Origin of the sequence: Sphingobium naphthae (assembly GCF_043589935.1) — a bacterium.
Classification (GTDB): domain Bacteria; phylum Pseudomonadota; class Alphaproteobacteria; order Sphingomonadales; family Sphingomonadaceae; genus Sphingobium; species Sphingobium naphthae_A.
This window is the reverse complement of sequence record NZ_CP171454.1, coordinates 2,301,960-2,323,434: the sequence shown is the minus strand read 5'-3', so window position 1 is coordinate 2,323,434 and position 21,475 is coordinate 2,301,960. Positions and strand designations below refer to the sequence as shown.

Sequence of the window (21,475 nt, the reverse complement as noted above, 5' to 3'; positions counted from 1 at the left end):
AGCAGCGCGCATGATGACCGCCAGCTTCCCCGCCGACCCGGCCGCCCAGCGGCTGGCCGCCGTGCGCGACGCCATGGACCGCGCCGCCCGCCTGACCGACCGCCGCGCCGACGATATCCGCCTGATCGCCGTGTCCAAGACGCAGGACGCCGACGCGATCCGGCCGCTGATCGCCGCGGGGCAGCGCGTCTTTGGCGAAAATCGCGTACAGGAAAGCCAGCTGAAATGGCCGGCGCTGCGCGAGGAGCAGGGCGACATCGAGTTGCACCTGGTGGGGCAGCTGCAATCCAACAAGGCGGCCGAGGCGGTCGCCCTGTTCGACGTGATCCATGGACTGGACCGGCCGTCGCTGCTGGCCGCGCTGGCGCGGGCGATGGATGCGGCGGGCAAGCGCGTGCCCTGCTTCATCCAGGTCAATATCGGCGCGGAGGAGCAGAAGGGCGGATGTCCGATCGCGCAGACGCCCGCGCTGATCGCGGCGACGCGCGACGCCGACATTCCGCTGCTGGGCCTGATGTGCGTGCCGCCGGCCAATGTGGAGCCCGCCCCCTTCTTCGCGCTGCTGGCCAAGATGGCGCGGGAGGAAGGACTGCCGCGCCTCTCGATGGGCATGTCGGGCGATTATGAAACGGCGATCATGCTGGGCGCGACCGATATCCGCGTGGGCACCGCCCTGTTCGGCGAGCGCCCCGCGCTCGCCCGACCGGTGCCGGCAAGCGGACGCGGGATGATCCGGAACAGCGGCGGGTCGTAACGCTCCCCCCTGCTCTTTGCAGAGGCGCTCGCGCGGCATGTTGAGGAGGGGCGTCCCCCTCACGATGGGATAACGCCCCTCCGGCCAGCCCCTTCCTCCTTTTCAGGGGAGGAAGCTGCGCTTGTCCTAGAAACTGCCGCGCAAGGTGATGCCATAGGTGCGCGGTTCGGCCAGATAGGCCGAGATCAGCTGGTTCGCCATCGGCGCGCCGCCGGCGAACTGGGCGGTGGTCGATGTCGCCGGGCTGCTCGACTGGAGCGGGCTGGAGAAGGCGACCTGGGTATAATCCTGGTTGAAGATATTCTGGCCCCAGAATTCGATCGCCCAGCGCTGGTCCCGGCCCCGGATGCCGACACGGGCATTGACGATGGCATAGCCGTCCTGCCGCTTTTCGGGAAAGAGGTCCGAGCCCGTATTATAGTCGCTGGTCATGCGGCCATCGACATAGAAAAGGGCGGACAGGCCGCTGGACCCTATGTCGGGCGTCCAGGCCGCGCTGGCGGTGGTGACCAGTTGCGGGGCGTTGGAATTGATCGATCCGGGCAGCAGGAATAGCGCGGGATCGAGCGGCACGCTGCCGTCGCCGCTGCCCACCAGCCGGTTGGCGAATTTGGCGCGCGCATAAGTAAGGCCGCCCGAAATGCGGACATTGCGCGCCGGCGTCGCCGACAATTCCAGTTCCACGCCCTGGCTGATGAGGCCGGGCCCGACATCGCCGCTGTCGCAGGTGCGGGTGGCGCTGAGCGCGCTGTCGCAGCCATTGATGTTCTGGACGACGAAGCTGGTGCCATTGAAGGTGTTGAGCTGGAAGTTCTTGAACTCCTGCCGGAAGGCGGCGATGTTCGCGCTCCATTTTGGCTGGGCATATTTGAGGCCGATTTCGAAGGCGTCGACCTTTTCCGGTGCGAAGCGCAGGCTGGTAACGTCGGCATTGGTGCGCGGTGCGAACACGGCGGGAATGGCGTTGAGGCCGGTCGATCCCAATTGGGAGCGATCGAGATTATAGCCGCCGGCCTTATAGCCCTTCGAATAGCTGCCATAGAGGAGCAGGTCGTCGATCGGCTTCCAGGACAGCACCGCCGTCCCGGAAAATTCGCCGTCGCTGATGCGGTCATTGAGGTCGAGCGCATTGAGGCTGGTCGATCCGTTGCCAAGGCAGGCGAGCGTCAGGATGCCGCCGGCGAGCGCGGCGGCGCTGCCCAGTTGCGGGTTGGTGGCGATGCCGGGCAGCGCGGAGGACTGGAGCGCCGCGCAAGTGGCGTTGTTATTGTTGAAATCGGCAGAGAAACGCTTGCTTTCATGAGTGTAGCGCAGGCCCAGCGTCAGATCGAGCCGGTCGGTCACATGGACGATATTATGGGTGAAGAGCGCCCAATTCTCGCTCTTTTGCCGGTAGCGGGAGGCGACGTCGCCCGTGCCTTCGGGAATCGCCGCGAGCGCGCGCAGGCCATTCCCGAGGCCCGTCGAGATCGCGCCCGCCTGCGCCGCCGCGATGGCGGGCGGCAGACCGGCGTTGAGGAAGGCGGCGGTAAGGCCGGCATTGAGATTGGCCTGGGTGCCCGCGATCAGCGGCTGGGTGGCGAGCCCGGAGCCGCAAGCGGCGAGCTGCGTCGCGGTGAAATTGCTGGTGGCGCCGGCGCCCGCCATCAGACGGCAGGCGGCGAAGCGGCCATAGTCCGCGCCGAAGCGGATATTGTCCTGCAGCGTCAGCCGTTCATTGGCGTAATAGCCGCCCACCAGCCAGTCCAGCGCGTCGCTGAACGCGGATCCTTGCAACCGCAGTTCCTGGGTGAAGGTCTTGAACTGGCGGAAGGTATTGGGATCGCGATAGAGAAGGTCGGCGCGGCTATAGTCATAATCGCCATAATCGCTGGACTTATAGTCACGATAGGCGGTGATGCTGGTGAGCTTCGCAGACCCGAAATCATAGTTGATCTCGCCCGAGACGCCCCAATCCTTCAATTTGCTGACATAGTCGCGGCCCGGCGTGATGCTGAGTTCGCGCGCATAGGGATCGGCGGAAATCACATTGCCCTGGCCAGCGAGGATGGCAGCGATCCGGTTGAAGGGCGCTTCGACATAGCCGGTGCCGCCGCTGGGGCGTCGTTCGCGCGTTTCGATATAGGCCGCGCCGCAGCAGCTTTCGTCGCGATTGGTATAGTCGCCGATCAGGCGGATGGAGAGTGCATCGGTCGGTTCGATCAGCGCCTGGCCGCGCAGGAAATAACGGTCGCGATCATTGGTGTCGCCCACCGTCTCGCCCGCGCCGTCGACCAGCTTGTAGAAGCCGTCGCGCTTGCTCCAGACGCCGTCCAGCGCCAGCGCGATACTGTCGCTGACGGGGCCAGTGACGCGGCCCGACAGGCGCCAATAATCATAATTGCCGTAGGTGATCTCACCCTTGGCATGGAAGGTCTTTTCCGGCGCCTTGCTGATGATGTTGATGAGGCCGGCCGAAGCGTTGCGGCCGAACAAGGTGCCCTGCGGCCCGCGCAGCACCTCGACCCGTTCGATTTCGCCCAGTTCGTTGAGGCCAGCGCCGGTGCGCGCGCGATAGACGCCGTCGATGAACACCGCGACCGAGCTTTCGAGGCCCGGATTGTCGCCGACCGTGCCGATGCCGCGGATGCGGGCGGACGCATTGGCTTCGGAGCCGGTGGAGGATACGAGCAGCGAGGGGGCAAGCTGGTTGAGCGTGCGGATGTCGCTGGCGCCGCTATTCTGCATCGCCTGCGCGCCCACGGCGGACACGGCGATCGGCACGTCGGACAGCGGGCTGGCGCGGCGGGTGGCGGTGACGATGATGTCGGCGCCCGGATCATCGGCGGCCGCTTGCGGCAGGGCGGCGTCTTGCGCCAGCGCGGCGGGAGCCAGCATGCACAGCGCCAGCGCGCCGGTCGTAGTCAGCCAGAGACTCTTGTCTGTCAGCATCTTTTCATCCTTTCCTGGCCCGCGCGGCTTTTTGCCGCTTCGGGTCTGGGTGCGATTATGCTGCCACAGCAGGGCCTTGGCAAGAGAGGCCCGCATTTCCGGGGCTTTTACGCAGGTGCGAGACGCATCCACACCGGCGCTGTTGCCCGAAGGCCACGATTTGGCGATTGCTTTCCGTAACGTCGCGTCAGGCGAGCGGAAAGCGCAGCAGCCGGTCGGCGACCGGAACCAGCGCGGCCGCACCCGGCCCGACAGCGCGACGAATCTCCCCATGACCCGCATCCAGTCCCCCCGTCAGCGCGCCCAGCGCGGGCAGGATCAGCTTGGTCGCCGATCCCACGAAACAGCGCCGCGACACGTGCCGGCCGCGCAGCGACAGGCGCAGCTTGGGATGGAAATGGCCGGACATTTCGGGCCGGGGATCATCGGGCTGCGCTTCGTGCCGCAGCCATATGCCCCCGACATTCGCCTCCGCCACGCGCCGTCCCCCCGGCATGGTCGCGACCCCGACATCATGATTACCGGTTATCCAGGTCCAGTCCAGCCTTTCCGTAAGGGCCGACAATCTGTCCCGGGCCTGGGGATCGAGCCGGGCGGCGCCGTCGCTGTCATGGAAGCTGTCGCCCAGCGAGAAAAGCGCCTGCGCCCCGGTGCGATCGACCAGCGCCTCGATCACGTCCAGCGTCGCGCGGCTGTCATGGGGCGGGAGGAACTGGCCGAAGCGGGCATACCAGCTCGCCTTTTCGAAATGCAGGTCGGCCACCAGCAGCGCGCGGCGGGCCGGCCAATAGAGCGCGGCTTCGGGCAAGGCCAGAAACGCCTCTCCTGCGAACGAAAGGGGAACCATGGATCGCCTATGCGCCTGTCCGTCGCGGCTTTCAAGTGGCTGCGCGTGCGCCTATAGGCGCTGCCATGTCCGCCACCCCGCCCGCTGCCCCATCCGATCCTGCCGCGCCCTACCTCATCGCCGCCTTGTATCGCTTCGCCCGCTTCGCGGATCCCGAGGCGATCGCCGCGGAGTTGCGGACGCTGTGCGCGGAGGTCGGCAGCTGCGGCACGCTGATCGTCGCGGGTGAAGGCATCAACGGCACGGTGGCGGGCAGCAATGCCGCCATCGCCGTGCTGGTCGCGCATGTTCGCGCCCTGCCCGGCTGCGCCGATCTGGACGTCAAATATGCGCGCGCCGACGCGGCGCCCTTTGCGCGGATGAAGGTCAAGGTGAAGGCGGAGATCGTGACGCTGGGCGCGGGCGACCTGGACCCGGCCACCCAGGCAGGCGATTATCTGGACCCGGCGCAATGGAACGCGCTGATCGCCGATCCCGACACCGTCCTGATCGACACACGCAACGCCTATGAAGTCGCGTGCGGCACGTTCGAAAAGGCGATCGATCCCGCTACCCGGTCCTTCCGCGACTTCCCCGCCTGGTTCGACGCCTTCGCCGCCGACCTGAAGGCGCAGGGCCGTGCGCCCAAGATCGCGATGTTCTGCACCGGCGGGATACGCTGCGAGAAATCGACCGCGCTGGTGATGGCGCGCGGCTTCGACGAGGTCTATCATCTCAAGGGCGGCATATTGCGCTATCTGGAGGAGATGCCCGAGGCGCAGAGCCGCTGGCAGGGCGAATGCTATGTCTTCGACGACCGCGTGACGGTGGGCCACGGGCTGAAGCCCGGCGACCATGTCACCTGCCGCGCCTGCGGCCTGCCCCATCCGCGCGGGAGCATGCATGACTGTGCGGGGGACGAGTCCGGCGCCTGGCCGCATCGGGGCTAAGGCCCGGAAGGCTTACCCCATGTTCACATCGCCCATGGCGCGTCAGGCCTGCTCCTCGACCAGTTCGGCGATTTCGAAGGCGTAGCTTGTCCAGCCGCGCCTGCGCGCGCCATCGGCGGCGGGCCCCTTGAGCTTGCGGGCTTCGGCGAGCGAGCGGGTATGGCCCCAGAAGACTTCGGTTCGGCCATTTTCCAGCTGCGCGACGATCCGCCAATAATGGGTGAGCGGGTCGGCGGTCGGGCCGATGCGCTTCACATAGCCGTCGGCCATGGTGGCGACGAGATAGCGCTTCCGGAGCCGGGCCATATCAGGCGCGGTAGCGGTGCAGGCCCGCGCCATGGGCGCGCAGCCAGGCGCGGGCCGGCCGGGGATCGGCACCAAGGATGCGGGCGTGGGCGGCGTGGAAGGCGGGGCTGTGATCCATGTGCAGCAGATGCGCCAGTTCATGCGCGACGGTCGCGCGCCGAACGTCCGGCGGGGCGAGGATCAGCCGCCAGCTGTAGCGGATCGCTCCGGAAGAAGCGCAGCTGCCCCAGCGGCTGCGCGGGTCGCCGACGCCGACCGAGGCGACGATCAGCCCATGGTCGCGCGCCAGCGCCAGGCTTTCGCTTTCCAGCACCGCGCGCGCCCGCGCCACCAGCCAGCGTTGCACCCGCGCGCCGACCGATTCCGCCGCACCGCCCAGCAGCAGCCGGTCGCCGTCCAGCCGGATCGTGCGGGGAGCGCCTTCGACCCAGTGGATGGTGACGTCGCGTCCTTCGAGCGGGAAGACCGCGGCGTTGGTCAAAAGCGTGGCGGGCGGCTGCTGCGCCATCTGCGCGCGGACCCAATCCTCATGGCCCTGCGCCCAGGCGAGCGCCTTCTTGAGGGGGACGCGCGCCGGCAGCGACAGGCGCAGTTCGCCCCGCGCGGCGTCGAGGCTCAGCCGATAGGCGCGCGCCCGCGCGGAGCGGCGGACCCGCACCGGCACGGTAACGCCATCGACCAGGAGCGCGGCGTCGCCGTCAAAGTTCGCGGTCGACAAGATGATGTTCCCAATCGCCCGCGTCGGCCTCCGCCACGGTCCAGCCGCGCACGGATTCACCCGCGCGATGCACCGCCTCCCGATCGCCGCAGACGAGATAATGCCAATCGGGCAGCGGCAGTCCGTCGCCGCGCAGCCGATAGGCGCAGGTGCGCGGCAGCCAGGCGAGGTTGCGGACCTTGGCCGGGGTCAGCCGCACGCAGTCGGGCACGAAGCGGCGGCGATCCTTGTAGTTGCTGCACTGGCCGCTCTGGCGGTCGAGCAGGCGGCAGGCGACATTGGTGGGATAGATGCGGCCGGTATCCTCATCCTCCGCCTTGTGCAGGCAGCATTTGCCGCAGCCGTCGCACAGCGCCTCCCACTGGGCGCGGTCCAACTGATCGAGCGGTTGTTCCCAGAAGTGCGTCACTTGACCCATTTTTCAAGAAAGGCGCGGACCTTGTCCGGCGCGCCTTCGTCCACGTCCGGGGTGCCCGGATCATCCACCGGCACCAGCGCGATCGGCTGGCCGTCCGGCCCGAAGAGATAGGGCGTGCGGCTGTGACTGACCAGATAGTCGCTCGCGCCCGCGCTTTCTTCCTTATTGTAGATGACGGCGAAGTCCCTGGCCACCTTCGCAATCTGTTCGGGCGCGCCGGTGAGGCCGATGAGCCGCGGGTGGAAGGCGGCGACATAGGTCTTGAGCACGGCCGGCGTGTCGCGACCGGGATCGACGCTGATCAGCATCGGCTGCACTTTGGCCGCCAGCGCCGGACGGGCCTGTTCGAACTGCGCGAAACCCTGCATGATGCGCTGGAGGTCGACCGGGCAGATGTCCGGGCAATAGGTGTAACCGAAATAGACCAGGCGATACTGGCCCTTGAAATCATCCCAGCGGGTGGCGGCGCCATCCTGGTTGGTGAGGGTGAAGGGCGCGCCGATGCGCGCGCCGGCCAGATCGCCCTGCGTCGCATCTTGGCTTGATGCCTTGCCGCCGCCGCCCATATTGCAGCCGGCCAGCAGGGCGAGCATGGGCAGCATGAGAAGGGGCCGGGCGAAGGTGCGGATGGCTTTGTTCATGGCATGGCCAGCCATGCCCTGCTAGGAACGGATTTGCAAACAGCACGGGGCGCAGCATGACCAAGACCTTCCTTTCCGCTTTCCTGGCGCCGGCGGCGCTGGCGCTGGTCGCGCCGGGCGTGGCGCACGCCCAGTTTTCGGACAATTACAACTTCCTGAAGGCCGTGAAGGACAGGGACGGGCAGAAGGTGACGGACTTCATCCAGAAGCCGGGCTCCACCGTCGTCAACAGCCGCGATGTGACCACCGGCGAAAATGCGCTGCACATCGTTGTTGCGCGGCGCGACAATAGCTGGCTGACCTTTCTGCTGTCCAAGGGCGCCAATCCCAACCTGACCGATAATGACGGCAACACGCCCCTGATGGACGCGGTGCAGAACCGGTTCGAGGAAGGGGTGCGCACGCTGCTGGCCTATAAGGCGCAGGTCGACAAGGCGAACGACAATGGCGAGACGCCGCTGATCCGCGCGGTGCAGCTGCGTGACGTGGGGCTGGTGCGACTGCTGGTGGCGCAGGGGGCGAACGCGGACAAGCGCGACAGCTTGGCCGGCATGTCGGCGCGCGACTATGCGCAGCGGGACAATCGCACCCCGGGTCTGGCCGACGCGCTGGACGCGGCCAAGAGCAGCACGGCCAAGCCGACCGGGCCGGTGCAGGGTCCGGTCTTCTGATCGGCGCCCTGGAACAGGGGCCGATGCGCCCCGCTCTCTTTCCCCGCCGCGCGATTGGCGATATGGGCGGCCGATGACGACTTCCCCCGCGCCCATCAGCCGATCGCTCTTCTTCTTTTCCATCTTCTATGGCGGCATGGTCTGCATCGCCGGCGTGCTGGGGAACAAGCAGGTGGCGCTGGGACCGCTGGCGGCGATCGGGCCGATGGTAGGCCTTGGCCCGCTGGCGGTGGAGGCGGGCATCTTCGCCTTCCTGCTGCTGGTGACGATTTCCAGCGCGGTGGCGGAACTGCATGGGCGGGCGATCGCCAACCGGCTGGTGCAGATCGGCTTCCTGCCGCTGATCGCGTCGATCCTGCTGTCGATCCTGGTGCTGGCGGCCCCCGCGGCGGGCGACATGGACCCGGACCGCGCCGCCGCCTTCGCGCTGATGATGGGCGGCACGCCGCGCATCTGGCTGGGCGGGATCATCGCCTATGGCATTTCCCAGACGCTGAACGTCACCTTGTTCGCCGCGCTGAAAGGACGCGAGGGCAGTCGGCTGCTGTGGCTGCGCGCCGCGACGGCGAGCATCCTGTCGCAGATCGTCGACACATTGCTGTTCGTGACCATCGCCTTCTACGGTATCTTCCCGATCGGCGAGCTGCTGCTGGGACAGATGCTGGCCAAGGTGCTGCTGTCGGCGATTCTGGTGCCGCCGGTCATCTATCTGCTGGTCGGCCTGGGGCGGCGGCTGGACCGATAGATGGCCGTCCGATCCGGACAGCGAGTGCGACACAAGCGCGCGCCAGTATATCGTTAGTTAGCTAACGAATTAATTCCAAAGAGCCTGGAAACTTGCGGCGGCCGGCATATGGCCTTATGCGCGCGCGCATGAACAGCAAGCACGCCCCCGATCCGGCGCTCCTCGCCAAGGCCGAAACCCTGGTCGAGGCGCTGCCCTATATGCAGCGTTATGCGGGCAAGACCTTCGTCGTCAAATATGGCGGCCACGCCATGGGCGACCCCGAAGCGGCGCGCGATTTCGCCGAGGATGTCGTGCTGATGAAGGCGGTGGGCATCAATGTCGTCGTCGTCCATGGCGGCGGACCCCAGATCGGCGCGATGCTCAAGAAGCTGGGCGTGGAATCGCAGTTCATCGGCGGGCTGCGCGTCACCGACAAGGAAACCGCGCAGATCGCCGAAATGGTGCTGGCGGGATCCATCAACAAGGAAATCGTCGGCTGGATCGCGGGCGCTGGCGGGCGGGCGGTCGGAATTTCCGGCAAGGATGGCGGGCTGGTGCTGTGCGAGAAGGTGCTGGGCAAGCGCGAGGCGGACCCCAATAGCGGGATCGAGCGCAATGTCGATCTGGGCTTCGTCGGCGATCCGGTGGCGGTCGACCGGTCGATCCTCGACACGCTGGCCAATAACGGCATCATCCCGGTGGTCGCGCCGGTGGGGATCGGCGCGGACGGCCATACCTATAATGTCAATGCCGACACGATGGCGGGCGCGATCGCAGCCGAGCTGAAGGCGTCGCGCTTCTTCCTGCTGACCGACGTGGCGGGCGTGCTGGACAAGCAGGGGCAGCTGCTGAGCGACCTGGACCCGGCCGCGATCGCCGGGCTGCAGGCGGACGGGACGATCAGCGGCGGCATGATCCCCAAGCTGGAAACCTGCGTCCGCGCGGTCGAGGGCGGCGTGGACGCGGCGGTCATCCTGGACGGGCGCGTGCCCCATGCGATGCTGCTGGAAATCTTCACCGACCAGGGCGCGGGCACGCTGGTCCACAAATAGCCGCGTCGCGCCCGCCGCAACCAATGGCGGCGCGCTGCGTATATGCCTTTCGAACCCCCCAAGGTGAGGAGCAGAACGTGGCGAAATCGGCGGAAAAGCGCGGCAAGGACGAGACCAAGGCAGCCGAGAAGAAGGTCAAGGCAACCGGCAAAAAGGCCGGCGGCGCGCGTGGCGGCATCACCGCTCCCGTCACCCCCTCCCCCGACCTGGCCGAGATCGTCGGTGAGAAGGACCTGCCCCGCAGCGAAGTGGTGAGCAAGGTGTGGGACTATATCAAGAAGCATGACCTGCAGGACGCCAAGGACCGGCGGCAGATCAACGCCGACGACAAGCTGGAGAAGATTTTCGGAAAGAAGTCGGTCAGCATGTTCGAGATGAACAAGCATCTGAGCCAGCATCTGACCGCCAAGAAGGACTAAGGACGCCTGCCCTTTTGTGGGGGCGAGCGTTGCGGCGTCGGGGGAAGGATGCCTGCTGGGCGCTGAGGCGCGGTTTGCCATGTGGCGGGTGACGCGGTGTGGCGCGGCGGCGCTGGGCTCCTGCCTGCGCAGGGGCGTGGGCGAGGTAGAGCTGGGCTCCTGCCTGCGCAGGAGCACGGTGATGGCGGTGGCATAAACTGTTATCGAGACAGTGGCGCACTGGCGGGCGAGACTGCGTTCCGGACTTGCGGCTGTTCCGGACTTAGGGTGTGGGACGGTGGCTTTGGGAGCCCAGGGTGAAGCGTGTTGGCCGGCGTCGTTGGTCGAAAATCGCGCCGGGCCGCTTGTCCCCTGCCCTGCCGCTCGGCTAGAGCGGCGGCGACGCTTCTACGGAGACCCTTGTGGCCTACGCGCTTTACCAGATCATCATCATCCTGCTCGACGTGCTGTGGTGGATCATCATCATCCAGGCGATCATGAGCTGGCTGATCGCCTTCAACGTCGTCAACATGGGCAATGACTTCGTGCGCACCGTGCTGGTGGCGCTCGACCGGATGACGGCGCCGATCTACAATCCGATCCGTCGCGTGATGCCGGACCTGGGCGCGCTCGACCTGTCGCCGATGGTCGTGCTGCTGGCCATCATCATCATCCGCCAGGCGATCCTGCCGCCGCTGTTCGGACTGGTGTGACCGGCTGGAGCCGGGCGGGCGACGACCTGTTGCTGCGCATCCGGCTGACGCCGGGATCGGCCGGCGAGGCGATCGGCGGCCGCTGGCGCGATGAAAGAGGCGCGCTGTGGCTGTCGGCCAGAGTGCGCGCGGTCCCGGAAAAAGGGCGCGCCAATGCGGCGCTGATCGCGCTGCTGGCGCAGGCGCTGGATTGGCCCGGCCGCGCGATTTTGCTGGAATCGGGCGACAGCAACCGGCTAAAGCGGCTGCGGATCATCGGCGGCGGCGATGCGCTGGAGCGGCTGACCGCCCGCATCGAACAGTGGATGGAAATGACATGAGCATCGGCAAGATCATCGACGGCAAGGCCTTTGCAGCGGGCCTGCGCGAGCGGGTCGCCGAAGCCGTCGCGGCTTTCGTGGACCAGGCCGGGCGCAAGCCGGGGCTGGCGGTGGTGCTGGTGGGCGAGGACCCGGCCAGCAGCGTCTATGTCCGGTCCAAGGGCAAGATGACGGTCGCGGTCGGCATGGACAGCTATGAATTCAAGCGTCCCGCCACGATCGGCGAGGAGGATCTGCTCGACCTGATCGAGGAGCTGAACCAGGACGAGCGCGTGGACGGCATCCTGGTGCAGTTGCCCCTGCCGGCCCATATCGACGAGGCCGCGGTGATCGCGGCGATCGACCCGGTCAAGGATGTGGACGGATTCCATGTCGTCAATGCCGGCCGCCTCGCCACCGGGCAGGAGGCGCTGGTCCCCTGCACGCCGATGGGCTGCATCATGCTGCTGAAGGATGAGCTGGGCGACCTGTCGGGCAAGGAAGCGGTGGTGATCGGCCGGTCCAACATCGTGGGCAAGCCGATGGCGCAGCTGCTGCTGGCCGAAAATGCCACGGTGACGATCGCGCACAGCCGCACCCACGACCTGGCCAGCGTCGTCCATCGCGCCGACATCGTCGTCGCCGCCGTGGGGCGCGCCGAAATGATCAAGGGCGAGTGGATCAAGCCGGGCGCGACGGTGATCGACGTCGGCATCAACCGCGTCGCCGATGACGAGGATGAGGGCAAGAGCCGCATCGTCGGCGACGTCGCCACCGCCGAGGCGCTGGCCCATGTGCGCGCGATCACTCCGGTGCCCGGCGGCGTCGGGCCGATGACGATCGCGGTGCTGTTGCGCAACACGCTGGTCGCCGCCCATGCCCGCGCGGGGCTGGCCAAGCCCGCGGGCCTGTGAGGCAGCGGCTGGTCCTGCTGGCGCTGGGGGCGGCGGCGCTGGTCGCGGCGCGGCCGCCGATGCGCTATCAGCCCGATCCCAGTTCGGTGATCGCCGCCGAAATCGCGTTCAACAGGCTGGCGCAGGAGGAAGGGCAATGGACCGCCTTTCGCGAGACCGCCGCCGATGATGCGGTGATGTTCGTGCCCGACCAGGTGCTGGCCAAGGACTGGCTGAAGAAACAGGCGGACCCGCCGGCATCGGTCAGCTGGTCGCCGTCGATCGTCTATGTGTCGTGCGACGGGCGGCTGGCCGCGAGCACGGGCAACTGGAAGCGGCCGGACGGATCGGTCGGCTATTTCACCACCCTGTGGCGGCGCGACAAAAAGGGGCGCTGGCAGTGGATATTGGACCATGGCGACACGCTGGCGAGCCCGCGCCCGGCGCCCGAATTCCTGTCCGGCAAGGTCGCCACCTGCAAGCGCGATGCGCGGCCGGGCGGCCCGCCGGGGCCGGACCAGGCGCAGGGCCCGCCAAGGGACGAGAGCCTGATCTGGGACGCGCAGGTCGCGCCCGACAAGAGCCGCCGCGTCACCGTCCGCATGTGGACGGGCGACGCCTATGAAACCGTCATCGACGATCAGGTGAAGGCCGGATCATGACCGCATTGTTCCTTTCCGCCTTCGTCACCCTGTTCGTGGTGATCGACCCGCCGGGCTGCGCGCCTATCTATGCGAGCCTGACCACCGGTGCGAGCGCGGCGCAGCGCCGGGCGATGGCGATCCGCGCGGTGGCCATCGCCGCGGCGATCCTGCTGGTCTTCGCGCTGTGGGGCAAGCAGCTGCTGGGCGTGCTGGGCATCGAGCTGGACAGTTTCCGCATCGCCGGCGGCATCATGCTGTTCATCATCGCCATGGACATGGTGTTCGAAAAGCGCACCCAGCGGCGCGAGGACCGGGCGCAGAAGATCGCCGACACGCCCGAAGTGGAGGATGTGTCGGTATTCCCCATGGCGATGCCGATGATCGCGGGTCCGGGATCGATCGCCACCGTCATGCTGCTGATGTCGCGCACCGACGGGCTGATCGAGCGGATGGTCGTGCTGGGCGCGGTGGTGGTGACGTTGCTGCTGATGCTGGGCGCGCTGATCGCGGCGGGGCCGCTGATGGCGCTGCTGGGCCACAAGATCGAGGCGGTAATCACCCGGCTGCTGGGCGTGCTGCTGGCGGCGCTGGCCGCGCAATTCGTGATCGACGGGCTGAAGGCGAGCTTCTAGCGCGCGGGTCCGGACGGCAGTCCTAGTCCGCCGGCAGCGTGCCGGGGCGGGCGAAGGGCAGCATATGGGCGACATAGTCGGCCTTGCCCAGCGCCACTCCCGCCTGCCGCAGCAGCGCATAGGCGGTCATGACATGGAAGTAGAATTGGGGGATCGCCCAATCGCGGGCATATTGATCGGCGCTGAGGTCGAAGACGAGGCCGATGGGCAGGGCGTGGGCGATCGGCCGGTGCGGATCATCCGTCCCCATGTCGGCCGCCAGCGTCTTCACCAGCGCAATGGTTTCGGCGAGCCGCGCCTGCGCGTCGGCCATGGTGCCGGGATGATCGCCGGCATTGCGCGCTTCGTCCAGCAGGGCGGTGAGCGGAGGCGGAAATTCCTCGCCGCGCAGACGATACAGCCCTTCCTGCGCCTGGACGCAGGCGAAGCGTATCTGAGTCGCGAGCGGGAACATGTCTGGCGCGAGCCGTGCGGTCAGCAGCGCGTCCGCCGCATCGCCGGGCAGCTGCGCCTGCGCCTTGTCCAGCCAGCGCGAAAGCGCTCCGAGCATCTGGACATAGGTGGGGACCAGCAGGGTGGTGAGCGTCATATCCTGTCCTTCGCGCGGCCCAAGTGGCGCACCGCCTGCCTGTAACCGCTGGCGTGGGAGCGCGCCAGCGGCCGTCACGCAAAAGCGGCGTCCCCCTGCCGGGGAACGCCGCCTGTTCGCACTTAGATGAAGGCGTCAGCCCCGCACGTCGGCTTCGGTGACGGGCGCGATCTTGATTTCGACGCGGCGATTGGCGGCCTTGCCTTCTTCGGTCGCGTTGGACGCGATCGGCTGGGTTTCGCCAAAGCCGCGCGTGCCGATCCGCGCCGACTGGACGCCGCGGCCGACCAGATAGGTGGCAACGGACTGGGCGCGGCGTTCCGACAGGGTCTGGTTATAGGCGTCCGACCCGTCGCTGTCGGTATGGCCGTAAACGTCGATATAGGTCTTGGGATATTGGGCGAGCACGCTGGCGACGTCGTTCAGCGTCGGCTGGAATTGCGGCTGCACATCCGCGCGGTCATAGCCGAAGGTGATGCCCGAAGGCATGCGCAGCAGCAGATTGTCGCCATCGCGAATCACGTCGACGCCGGTGCCGGCGGTTTCTTCGCGCAGCTTGCGTTCCTGCGCGTCCATATAGGCGCCGATGCCCGCGCCCGCGACCGCGCCGATGCCCGCGCCCAGGATCTTTTCGGTGCGGTCGTTGCGGCCACCGACCAGATCGCCGAGCAGATAGCCGCCCAGCGCGCCGCCGATGCCGCCGATCGCCGCCTTGGAAATGGAGCGCTGGCCGGTGTTCGGATCGGTGGTGCAGGCGGTGGTGGCGAGCATGGCGGCGAGACCCGCCGCGCCGATGATGCGATGAGAAATCCTCATGGTTCCTGTTCCCTTGTCTTTATCCGCCCGCGAAGGAGCGCATGGCCCCCCAATGGCCGAGCCGGGACCTTTGTTCCACAAGCGAACTGAACTGCCGATGATGGCGATGTTGTGAATTTGAAAGAATAGGCGCTATAGGGAGCAGCTGACCACCATGGCCACGATCCCCCCCCCAGCCCCGACGCCCTTTCCCTGGGTCGACATCGTCATCATCCTGGCGCTGGTTGCGCTCAATGGCGTCTTCGCCATGTCCGAGCTCGCCATCGTGTCGGCGCGGCGGCCACGGCTGCAGGCGATGGAGAAGGCCGGGCGCAGCGGCGCCAGGGTCGCGCTGGAGCTGGCGGCGGATCCGGGCCGATTCCTGTCCACCGTGCAGATCGGCATCACCCTGATCGGCATCGTCGCGGGCGCCTATTCGGGCGCCAGCCTGGGCGGGCCTATGAGCGAGCGGCTGCAGGGGCTAGGCATGACGCCCAACCTGGCGCAAAATGTGGGCTTCGCGCTGGTCATCGGCCTCACCACCTATGCGTCGCTGATCGTGGGCGAGCTGGTGCCCAAGCAGTTCGCGCTGCGCGCGCCCGAGCCGATCGCGGTGCTGGTGGCGACGCCGATGCTGTGGCTGGCGAAGCTGACCGCGCCGCTGGTCTGGGTGCTCGACGGGTCGAGCGCGCTGATCTTCAAGCTGCTGCGGCTGGATCGCGAATCGGAGAATCACGTCACCGCCGAGGAGCTGCACCTGATCGTCGCCGAGGCCAGCCGGTCGGGCGTGATCGAGGAAAGCGAGCGCGCGATCATTTCGGGCGTCGTGCGCCTGGCCGACCGGCCGGTGCGCGAGGTAATGACGCAGCGCATGGACGTCGACTGGATCGACCTGTCCGCCGACGAGGCGACGATTCGCGCCAAGCTGCTGGCATCGTCGCATACCCGCCTGCCGGTCGGGCGCGGATCGGTCGAGGATATTGTCGGGGTCGTCCAGGCGCGCGACATCATGACCGCGCTGTTCCGCGGCGAGCCGCTGACGCTCGACATATTGATGCGGCGCGCGGACATCGTGCCCGACCAGGTCGATGCGATGGATGCGCTGGAAGTGCTGCGCCGGTCCGACGTGCCGATGGTGATGGTGCATGACGAATATGGTCATTTCGAAGGCATCGTGACGCCGGCCGACCTGCTGTCCGCGATCGCCGGCCATTTCGCGTCCGACCGCGATGCGACCGACGAGCCGGACCTGGTCGAGCGCGAGGATGGCAGCCTGCTGGTGTCGGGCCAGATGCCGATCGACCAGCTGGCCGACCGGATCGACATCAGCCTGTCGGAAGACCGCGACTATGCCACGGTCGCGGGCCATGCGCTGTGGCTGATGCGGCGCTTGCCCGAAGTGGGTGATTTCGTCGACGACCAAGGCTGGCGATTCGAGATTGTCGACATGGACGGGCGCAAGATCGACAAGCTGCTGGTGGCGGCGCTGCCCTGAACGGATCGCCAGCGCGCGGGCGGGAGGCGGACGAATGAACGGCGTGCAGGGATGCGCGGCGCTGATCGCGCCGATGCTGGCGCAAGCGAAGGCGCGCGGGCGGATGGCGGTGCTGGGCATCGCCGGGGCGCAGGGCAGCGGCAAGTCGACGCTCGCCCGGGCGCTGAAGCAGCGCATGGACGATGCGGGCGTGGCGAGCGCCCTGCTGTCGATCGACGATCTCTATCTGAGGCCTGCAGTGCGCGCGGCGCTGGCGCGGGCGGTGCATCCGCTGCTGCGCACGCGCGGGGTGCCCGGCACGCATGACGTGGCGCTGGGGCTGGAGCTGATCGCCGCGCTGGACCGGGGCGAGGCGGTCCCCCTGCCCCGGTTCGACAAGGGCGCGGACGACCGGCTGCCTGCGGACCAGTGGGATCGCGCGCCGGCGGGCACGCGGCTGCTGCTGCTGGAGGGCTGGTGCGTGGGCGCGCGGCCGCAGCCCGAAGAGGCGCTTGCCGACCCGGTCAACGCGCTGGAACGGCAAGAGGATGCCGACGGGCGCTGGCGGCGCTTCGTCAACGCCGCGCTCGCCGGGTCCTATCAGACGCTGTTTGCACGGATCGACCGCATCGCCTTCCTGGCGGCGCCCGATTTCGACGTGGTGGCGCGCTGGCGCGGCGAGCAGGAAGCGCCGCTGCGGGCGGAGGGACGCGGCATGGACGAAGCGGCGCTCGCTCGCTTCATCCAGCATTATGAGCGGATCACGCGCCACATGCTGGCCGACATGCCGGCCCGGGCCGACATGCTGATCCAGCTGGACGCGGAGCGACAGGTGGTGGCGGTGCAGGAAAGGGCCGCTACCAGCCCAGTTCCGCCGCATGATCGGGATCGCCCAGCGCGGTAAGGCGACGCGCGGCGCGGCGTGCGAAGCGCAGCGTTTCGGCCTTGCGCCGGGCGGCGGCGAGCGGTTCGACCGGTGCGGGGCGCACCAGTTCGGCATCATATTGATCGGCTACGATCAGCCCGGTGCGCGTCGGCCAGAGAGATTCGCCGTCGAACGGGCTGAGATCGAAATCCGCCGGCACGGCCCAGTAGAAGCGATCGCAATAGTCGAAATAGTCGGGCCATTTCATGTCGCCGAGCAGATCGGCGCGGCTGCACTTGATTTCTACGATGGTGAGCCGGCCGGCGCTGTCGATCGCCATGATGTCGGCGCGGCGGCCATTGGGCAGCGGCACTTCCAAGATGCCGCTCATGTCATGACGGAAGAAAAGCCGCAGCGTGCCGCGCGCCACCGCCAGGGCGGTGCCGTCGGTGAGCGGGGAGCAGGTGTCGGTTGCAGCGCTATCCATGGCCGACCCTTAGAACATTATAGGAACAAAAGAAAAGCCGATTCGGGTGTGTCCGAACCGGCCAATTCCTTGTCCGTGGCGATGCGCCGAGGCGGCGATCAGCGATAGAAGATATGATTGTCGATCGAGGCGAGCTTGGCCTTGCCCCAGCCCGGCGAGACGCGGCGGGCGTGGAAGAAGAGCGCGCCTTCGGCCCGGCTGTCCCAGCTGTCGGTCATCGCGATCTGGGCGATGGCGACGGCTTCGCGCCAGCTGCGGCTATGGGTGCGGATCGGCGGCATGCCACCGCCACGCACGAAGCTGAACTGGCTGGGCTGATAGACGACGCCGCACAGGCTGTCGGCGAAGCGGCCAGACTTGGCGCGGTTGATGATCACGCGCGCGACGGCCAGCTGGCCCTCCAGGCTTTCGCCCTTGGATTCGAAATAAACCGCTCCGGCCAGGCACTGCATGTCGCCGTCCAGCTCCTCGGGCGCGCCGTGGGCGTCGACCAGAGCAGCGAGGCTGGTTGCCGGGGAATCGGAGTCGGTGGAAAAAGCGTCGACCGGATGGTCGGAAGCCAGCGGCTGCGCGGTTTCGCGCGGCGCGGCGAAGACGATGGCGGGCTGAGCGCCGGCCGAGGACGTCTGGGGAAGAGACGCCACCGACGCAATCGATTCACCAGCGATCGACATGTCGGAAGCGGATACCGCAGCGGCGGTGGACAAGGCAAAGGCTGCAAGGATCGCAGCTTTCAGGCGAAAACTCATCTCGGCTCAAAATCAAGCGGTTCTTGGCCGGAGCGTCGTCTCTTGCAACCCTATATTCGCGACGACCGGCCGCCCCCCGTCTGCGTGTTTACCGTGCCCGCCCCCCATGGGCGAAAACGGCAACCTGCGCGTTGGCGTCGCGCGCCTCTGCACGGGCCATGTCGGCCTGTCAACGATCAGCAGATTGTTTCAGCGGCGAAGCGTTCCGCATCCGGGACATCGAGTTCGACAATCCACAGGTCGGGATCCGACCTGCGCCGGCGCGCGACATAGGCCGCAAGCGCCTCCGGACCTTCCGCAGGGGCAGGTCCACAGCGCATCAACGCATAACCGCCATCAAGGTTCGGCACGCGTTCAAAAAGTCCCGCGTCCTGCCCGCGATCGAGCGCCTGGACCAGAATCACGCCGCTCATCTCGTCGCCCTTGACGAGGATGGTGGCGAATCCGCCGGCGTCGGCGACCCGCCGTCGCAGCGCCCCGACCAGCATCGCGCTGGTCAGCCGGGCGTCAGGCGGCATAGCCGGACAGCGAGGACAGCGGGAATTGCGAGCGCATGAAGGTGCCGGTGCCCCGGCCGACCTCCTCCCCATCCGAATCGATCAGGCTGGCTTCGGCGACATAGACGCGGCGCTTGCCGCTGATCCACCGACCCTCGGCGCGAATCCGCCCCGGCCCGATCGGGCGAGTGAAGAGCAGGTTGAAGGCGGTGGTGAGCAGGAAGCGATCGCTCACCAGGCTGTTGGCGGCGTAGAAGGCGGCATCGTCCAGCATCTTGAAATAGACGGTGCCATGGACCGCGCCGGCGGCGTGAAACTGGCTTTCATCGACATCGAAGTCGATCAGAGACCGGCCGGCCTGCGGAATGACGAGGTCGGAGCGGAACAGCCGGTTGATCGGCGCGGAGCGATAAAGCTGCTCCAGCGCCCGGAAATGCGCGGCTTCGCCGCTGGGCCCGTCAAGCTGCGTCACGCGCCCCGCCGCTGGCGAGCAACGCGAAGAGCGCTTCGGCTGAATGGGCGCCGCGCAGTCGCGCGACATTATTGTCGTCGCGCAGATAGCGCGACACGCGCGCGAGTGTCTTCAAATGCTCCGCGCCGCTGTCGACCGGCGACAAAAGCGCGAAGACGATGTCGACCGGCGCATCGTCCACCGCGTCGAAGGGCATGGCGGGATCCAGCAGCACGACCAGCGCGCACATGCGGGCGAGGCCGGGAATCTTGGCATGGGGAATGGCGACGCCGCCGCCAAAGCCGGTGGACCCCAGCCGTTCGCGATCGAACAGCGCATCGGCCACCATCTCCGCGTCCAGGCCATAGGCATCCGCCGCCAGCGTCGCCACTTTCTGGAACAACTGCTTCTTGCCGTTGATCGTCAGGCCCGTGGCGAGCGCGTCGGGCGCGACGATGTCGTTGAAATGCACCATGACCATTCCGAACCAGCCGAGCCGCGCCCAGCCAGGGGAAATCATGCGCGTATGCTCGGGGACTGTGAAGCCCGGCCCCATAGGCCGCCTGCGCCTGCAGGTCAACAGCGGGGGCCGGGCGAGCGGGGGTCAGCCGCGCGGTTCGACCCAGCCGATGGTGCCGTCCTGACGGCGATAGACCATATTGTAGGTCGACGTGCCCGCATTCATGAACAGCAGCGCGTTGGTGTTGCGCAGGTCGAGCATCATCACCGCGTCCGACACGCTGGCTTCGGGAATATCGACCCGGGTTTCCGCGACGATCAGCGGCGCGTCGGTCGGCTCCTCCTCATCGGCGCCGCCGGCGAAGATGGTGTAGCCCGCGCCGTCCATATCCTCCAGGCTGAAGCCGTTGGCGCGCTGCGCCTCGGCGGCGGCGGCCTGCTGGCTGCGATCCTTGAGGCGGCGCATATAGCGGCGCAGCTGCTTTTCGATCCGGTCGGCCGCCTGGTCGAAGGCGGGGTGCGCATCCTGCGCCTCGCCCGCGCCCTTGAGGATCAGGCCGGTCATGACATGACAGACGATGTCGCAATGAAAGGCGCCGTGCGGCGCGCCGCGAAAGGTGACCTGGGCGGAAATCGTGCGGGAGAAATATTTCTCGGCCATCGCTTCCAGTCGATCCCAGACATGCTGCTTGAGCGCGTCGCCCGTTTCGACCTGATGTCCGGAAACACGAATATCCATATGCCTTCTCCTTGTTCTTGCCGAACCGCCGGGAGGGCGGCCGGGTTGGCGTGAAGGCACAGGTCCTTATGGGTCCTATGCCTCCTCCAGCCAGAGCGGCTTGTCCAGCGTCGCGACGAACGCGGCGTGCCGCTCCAGCTCCTCCGCGCTCGCCATGAAGACGCGCGCAGGACGAACAGGGCGAACAACGGGGATTTCCGTCAGTTCCACCCTGACGATCTCTTTTGCTTCCTCCTGTGCCAGACCCAGGCCGATCTGCCGGCCGCCGGTCAGTTCGATATAGAGTTGCGCCAGCAATTCGGCGTCGAGCAGCGCGCCATGCTTGATGCGATGGCTACGGTCGATGCCATAGCGGGTGCAGAGCGCGTCGAGGCTGTGCTTGGCGCCGGGATGCAGCTGGCGCGCGATCGCGACCGTGTCGATCATCCGGTGCATGCCGACTTCGGGATGGCCGCACAATTTCAGCTCATAATTGAGGAAGCCGAAGTCGAAGCGCGCATTATGCGCGACCAGCGGGCTGTCCTCGAGAAAGTCGAGCAGTTCGAGCGCGCCGGCGGCGAAGACGGGATGCTTTGCCAGGAAGTCGGCGGACAGGCCATGCACGGCGAAAGCCGCGGCGGGCATGTCGCGTTCGGGATGGTAATAAGCGTGGAAGCTGCGCCCTGTCGGCACCCGGTTGACCAGTTCGATGCAGCCGATTTCCACCAGCCGGTCGCCGGAAACCGGGTCAAAACCCGTCGTTTCGGTATCGAAAATGATCTCGCGCATCGCCCTCGCAATCGACTCTGTGGGCCAAC

Annotated in this window: 28 protein-coding genes; 13 read left to right on the top strand and 15 right to left on the bottom strand. The window is 67.3% G+C overall.

Translation table 11 applies throughout. The features are described 5' to 3' along the window. Positions 1-10: 10 nt before the first annotated feature. Positions 11-754 carry a YggS family pyridoxal phosphate-dependent enzyme gene (locus tag ACGGKE_RS11545; protein WP_394437992.1) on the top strand — a complete coding sequence of 248 codons (744 nt, stop codon included), beginning with the start codon at positions 11-13 and terminating at the stop codon, positions 752-754. Between the two features lie 126 nt (positions 755-880). On the opposite strand, the gene ACGGKE_RS11540 is transcribed toward ACGGKE_RS11545, so the two are convergent. Beyond that, the gene (locus tag ACGGKE_RS11540) at positions 881-3,685 is read right to left on the bottom strand and encodes a TonB-dependent receptor (protein WP_394437990.1); all 2,805 of its coding nucleotides are present in this window, start codon (positions 3,683-3,685) and stop codon (positions 881-883) included. A gap of 187 nt (positions 3,686-3,872) precedes the next feature. Then, on the bottom strand, positions 3,873-4,532 hold the full coding sequence (pdeM, locus tag ACGGKE_RS11535) for a ligase-associated DNA damage response endonuclease PdeM (RefSeq protein ID WP_228167178.1): 660 nt from the start codon (positions 4,530-4,532) through the stop codon (positions 3,873-3,875). Positions 4,533-4,597: 65 nt separating this feature from the next. Between pdeM and ACGGKE_RS11530 the strand changes: the two genes are divergently transcribed. After that, positions 4,598-5,461: a rhodanese-related sulfurtransferase gene (locus ACGGKE_RS11530; protein WP_394437988.1), complete on the top strand. Its 864-nt coding sequence runs from the start codon at positions 4,598-4,600 to the stop codon at positions 5,459-5,461. 42 nt (positions 5,462-5,503) lie between these two features. Here the strand turns inward: ACGGKE_RS11530 and ACGGKE_RS11525 are convergent, their stop codons facing one another. The 4 genes from ACGGKE_RS11525 to ACGGKE_RS11510 are packed head-to-tail and all read right to left on the bottom strand — an operon-like array spanning position 5,504 to position 7,559. Next, a complete protein-coding gene (locus tag ACGGKE_RS11525; RefSeq protein ID WP_394437986.1) occupies positions 5,504-5,767 on the bottom strand; it encodes a hypothetical protein in 264 nt (87 codons plus the stop codon). 1 nt (position 5,768) lies between these two features. Then, positions 5,769-6,485, bottom strand: a complete 717-nt coding sequence (locus ACGGKE_RS11520) for a M48 family metallopeptidase (RefSeq protein WP_394437984.1) — start codon at positions 6,483-6,485, stop codon at positions 5,769-5,771. After that, positions 6,466-6,903, bottom strand: coding sequence for a YcgN family cysteine cluster protein (locus tag ACGGKE_RS11515; protein WP_317517307.1), 438 nt, complete (start codon positions 6,901-6,903; stop codon positions 6,466-6,468). Before ACGGKE_RS11515 ends, ACGGKE_RS11520 begins: the two co-directional genes overlap by 20 nt. Further along, positions 6,891-7,559, bottom strand: coding sequence for an SCO family protein (locus tag ACGGKE_RS11510; protein WP_394437982.1), 669 nt, complete (start codon positions 7,557-7,559; stop codon positions 6,891-6,893). The genes ACGGKE_RS11515 and ACGGKE_RS11510 overlap by 13 nt, the downstream gene beginning before the upstream one ends. A gap of 41 nt (positions 7,560-7,600) precedes the next feature. Between ACGGKE_RS11510 and ACGGKE_RS11505 the strand changes: the two genes are divergently transcribed. The 9 genes from ACGGKE_RS11505 (at position 7,601) to ACGGKE_RS11465 (ending at position 13,573) form a co-directional block, all read left to right on the top strand. Next, positions 7,601-8,215 (top strand): ankyrin repeat domain-containing protein, encoded by a 615-nt coding sequence (locus ACGGKE_RS11505; RefSeq protein WP_394437980.1) that lies wholly within the window; start codon positions 7,601-7,603, stop codon positions 8,213-8,215. 73 nt (positions 8,216-8,288) lie between these two features. Further along, positions 8,289-8,960: a queuosine precursor transporter gene (locus ACGGKE_RS11500; protein WP_394437978.1), complete on the top strand. Its 672-nt coding sequence runs from the start codon at positions 8,289-8,291 to the stop codon at positions 8,958-8,960. A 116-nt stretch (positions 8,961-9,076) separates the two neighbouring features. Further along, entirely contained in the window at positions 9,077-9,994 is a 918-nt protein-coding gene (gene argB, locus ACGGKE_RS11495; protein ID WP_228167186.1) for an acetylglutamate kinase, read from the top strand. Between the two features lie 77 nt (positions 9,995-10,071). Continuing rightward, positions 10,072-10,413: an SWIB/MDM2 domain-containing protein gene (locus ACGGKE_RS11490; protein WP_394437975.1), complete on the top strand. Its 342-nt coding sequence runs from the start codon at positions 10,072-10,074 to the stop codon at positions 10,411-10,413. Between the two features lie 401 nt (positions 10,414-10,814). Then, positions 10,815-11,105, top strand: coding sequence for a YggT family protein (locus tag ACGGKE_RS11485; RefSeq protein WP_394437973.1), 291 nt, complete (start codon positions 10,815-10,817; stop codon positions 11,103-11,105). Then, positions 11,102-11,425, top strand: coding sequence for a DUF167 family protein (locus tag ACGGKE_RS11480; protein WP_394437971.1), 324 nt, complete (start codon positions 11,102-11,104; stop codon positions 11,423-11,425). The genes ACGGKE_RS11485 and ACGGKE_RS11480 overlap by 4 nt, the downstream gene beginning before the upstream one ends. After that, positions 11,422-12,318, top strand: a complete 897-nt coding sequence (gene folD, locus ACGGKE_RS11475) for a bifunctional methylenetetrahydrofolate dehydrogenase/methenyltetrahydrofolate cyclohydrolase FolD (protein WP_394437969.1) — start codon at positions 11,422-11,424, stop codon at positions 12,316-12,318. Before ACGGKE_RS11480 ends, folD begins: the two co-directional genes overlap by 4 nt. Positions 12,319-12,377: 59 nt before the next feature. After that, positions 12,378-12,959, top strand: coding sequence for a YybH family protein (locus ACGGKE_RS11470; protein ID WP_394441930.1), 582 nt, complete (start codon positions 12,378-12,380; stop codon positions 12,957-12,959). Beyond that, positions 12,956-13,573 (top strand): MarC family protein, encoded by a 618-nt coding sequence (locus ACGGKE_RS11465; protein WP_394437967.1) that lies wholly within the window; start codon positions 12,956-12,958, stop codon positions 13,571-13,573. The genes ACGGKE_RS11470 and ACGGKE_RS11465 overlap by 4 nt, the downstream gene beginning before the upstream one ends. A 22-nt stretch (positions 13,574-13,595) precedes the next feature. On the opposite strand, the gene ACGGKE_RS11460 is transcribed toward ACGGKE_RS11465, so the two are convergent. Together ACGGKE_RS11460 and ACGGKE_RS11455 are read right to left on the bottom strand one after the other, a co-directional pair. Beyond that, complete coding sequence (locus ACGGKE_RS11460; protein WP_394437965.1) at positions 13,596-14,162, bottom strand: DUF1993 family protein; 567 nt, start codon at positions 14,160-14,162, stop codon at positions 13,596-13,598. Positions 14,163-14,297: 135 nt separating this feature from the next. After that, a complete protein-coding gene (locus ACGGKE_RS11455; protein ID WP_394437963.1) occupies positions 14,298-14,978 on the bottom strand; it encodes an OmpA family protein in 681 nt (226 codons plus the stop codon). A 154-nt stretch (positions 14,979-15,132) separates the two neighbouring features. On the opposite strand from ACGGKE_RS11455, the gene ACGGKE_RS11450 reads away from it, so the two are divergent. Continuing rightward, a complete protein-coding gene (locus tag ACGGKE_RS11450) occupies positions 15,133-16,452 on the top strand; it encodes a hemolysin family protein (protein ID WP_394437961.1) in 1,320 nt (439 codons plus the stop codon). A 73-nt stretch (positions 16,453-16,525) separates the two neighbouring features. Next, the gene (locus ACGGKE_RS11445; protein WP_394441927.1) at positions 16,526-17,335 is read left to right on the top strand and encodes a kinase; all 810 of its coding nucleotides are present in this window, start codon (positions 16,526-16,528) and stop codon (positions 17,333-17,335) included. Here the strand turns inward: ACGGKE_RS11445 and ACGGKE_RS11440 are convergent. The 7 genes from ACGGKE_RS11440 to dnaQ all read right to left on the bottom strand — a co-directional run bounded on the left by ACGGKE_RS11440 (position 17,289) and on the right by dnaQ (position 21,446). Then, positions 17,289-17,783, bottom strand: a complete 495-nt coding sequence (locus ACGGKE_RS11440) for an MmcB family DNA repair protein (RefSeq protein ID WP_394437959.1) — start codon at positions 17,781-17,783, stop codon at positions 17,289-17,291. The two genes, ACGGKE_RS11445 and ACGGKE_RS11440, sit on opposite strands and share 47 nt — an antisense overlap. Before the next feature lie 98 nt (positions 17,784-17,881). Next, positions 17,882-18,532: a cell wall hydrolase gene (locus tag ACGGKE_RS11435; RefSeq protein ID WP_394437957.1), complete on the bottom strand. Its 651-nt coding sequence runs from the start codon at positions 18,530-18,532 to the stop codon at positions 17,882-17,884. 176 nt (positions 18,533-18,708) lie between these two features. Then, complete coding sequence (locus ACGGKE_RS11430; protein WP_266102842.1) at positions 18,709-19,020, bottom strand: DUF1491 family protein; 312 nt, start codon at positions 19,018-19,020, stop codon at positions 18,709-18,711. 19 nt (positions 19,021-19,039) lie between these two features. Continuing rightward, positions 19,040-19,570: a PaaI family thioesterase gene (locus ACGGKE_RS11425; RefSeq protein ID WP_394437954.1), complete on the bottom strand. Its 531-nt coding sequence runs from the start codon at positions 19,568-19,570 to the stop codon at positions 19,040-19,042. Beyond that, on the bottom strand, positions 19,488-19,955 hold the full coding sequence (locus ACGGKE_RS11420; RefSeq protein ID WP_394441924.1) for a PTS sugar transporter subunit IIA: 468 nt from the start codon (positions 19,953-19,955) through the stop codon (positions 19,488-19,490). The genes ACGGKE_RS11425 and ACGGKE_RS11420 overlap by 83 nt, the downstream gene beginning before the upstream one ends. 129 nt (positions 19,956-20,084) lie before the next feature. Continuing rightward, on the bottom strand, positions 20,085-20,678 hold the full coding sequence (gene hpf / locus ACGGKE_RS11415; RefSeq protein WP_228167198.1) for a ribosome hibernation-promoting factor, HPF/YfiA family: 594 nt from the start codon (positions 20,676-20,678) through the stop codon (positions 20,085-20,087). A gap of 75 nt (positions 20,679-20,753) precedes the next feature. Next, complete coding sequence (gene dnaQ / locus ACGGKE_RS11410; protein WP_228167199.1) at positions 20,754-21,446, bottom strand: DNA polymerase III subunit epsilon; 693 nt, start codon at positions 21,444-21,446, stop codon at positions 20,754-20,756. Positions 21,447-21,475: the final 29 nt, after the last annotated feature.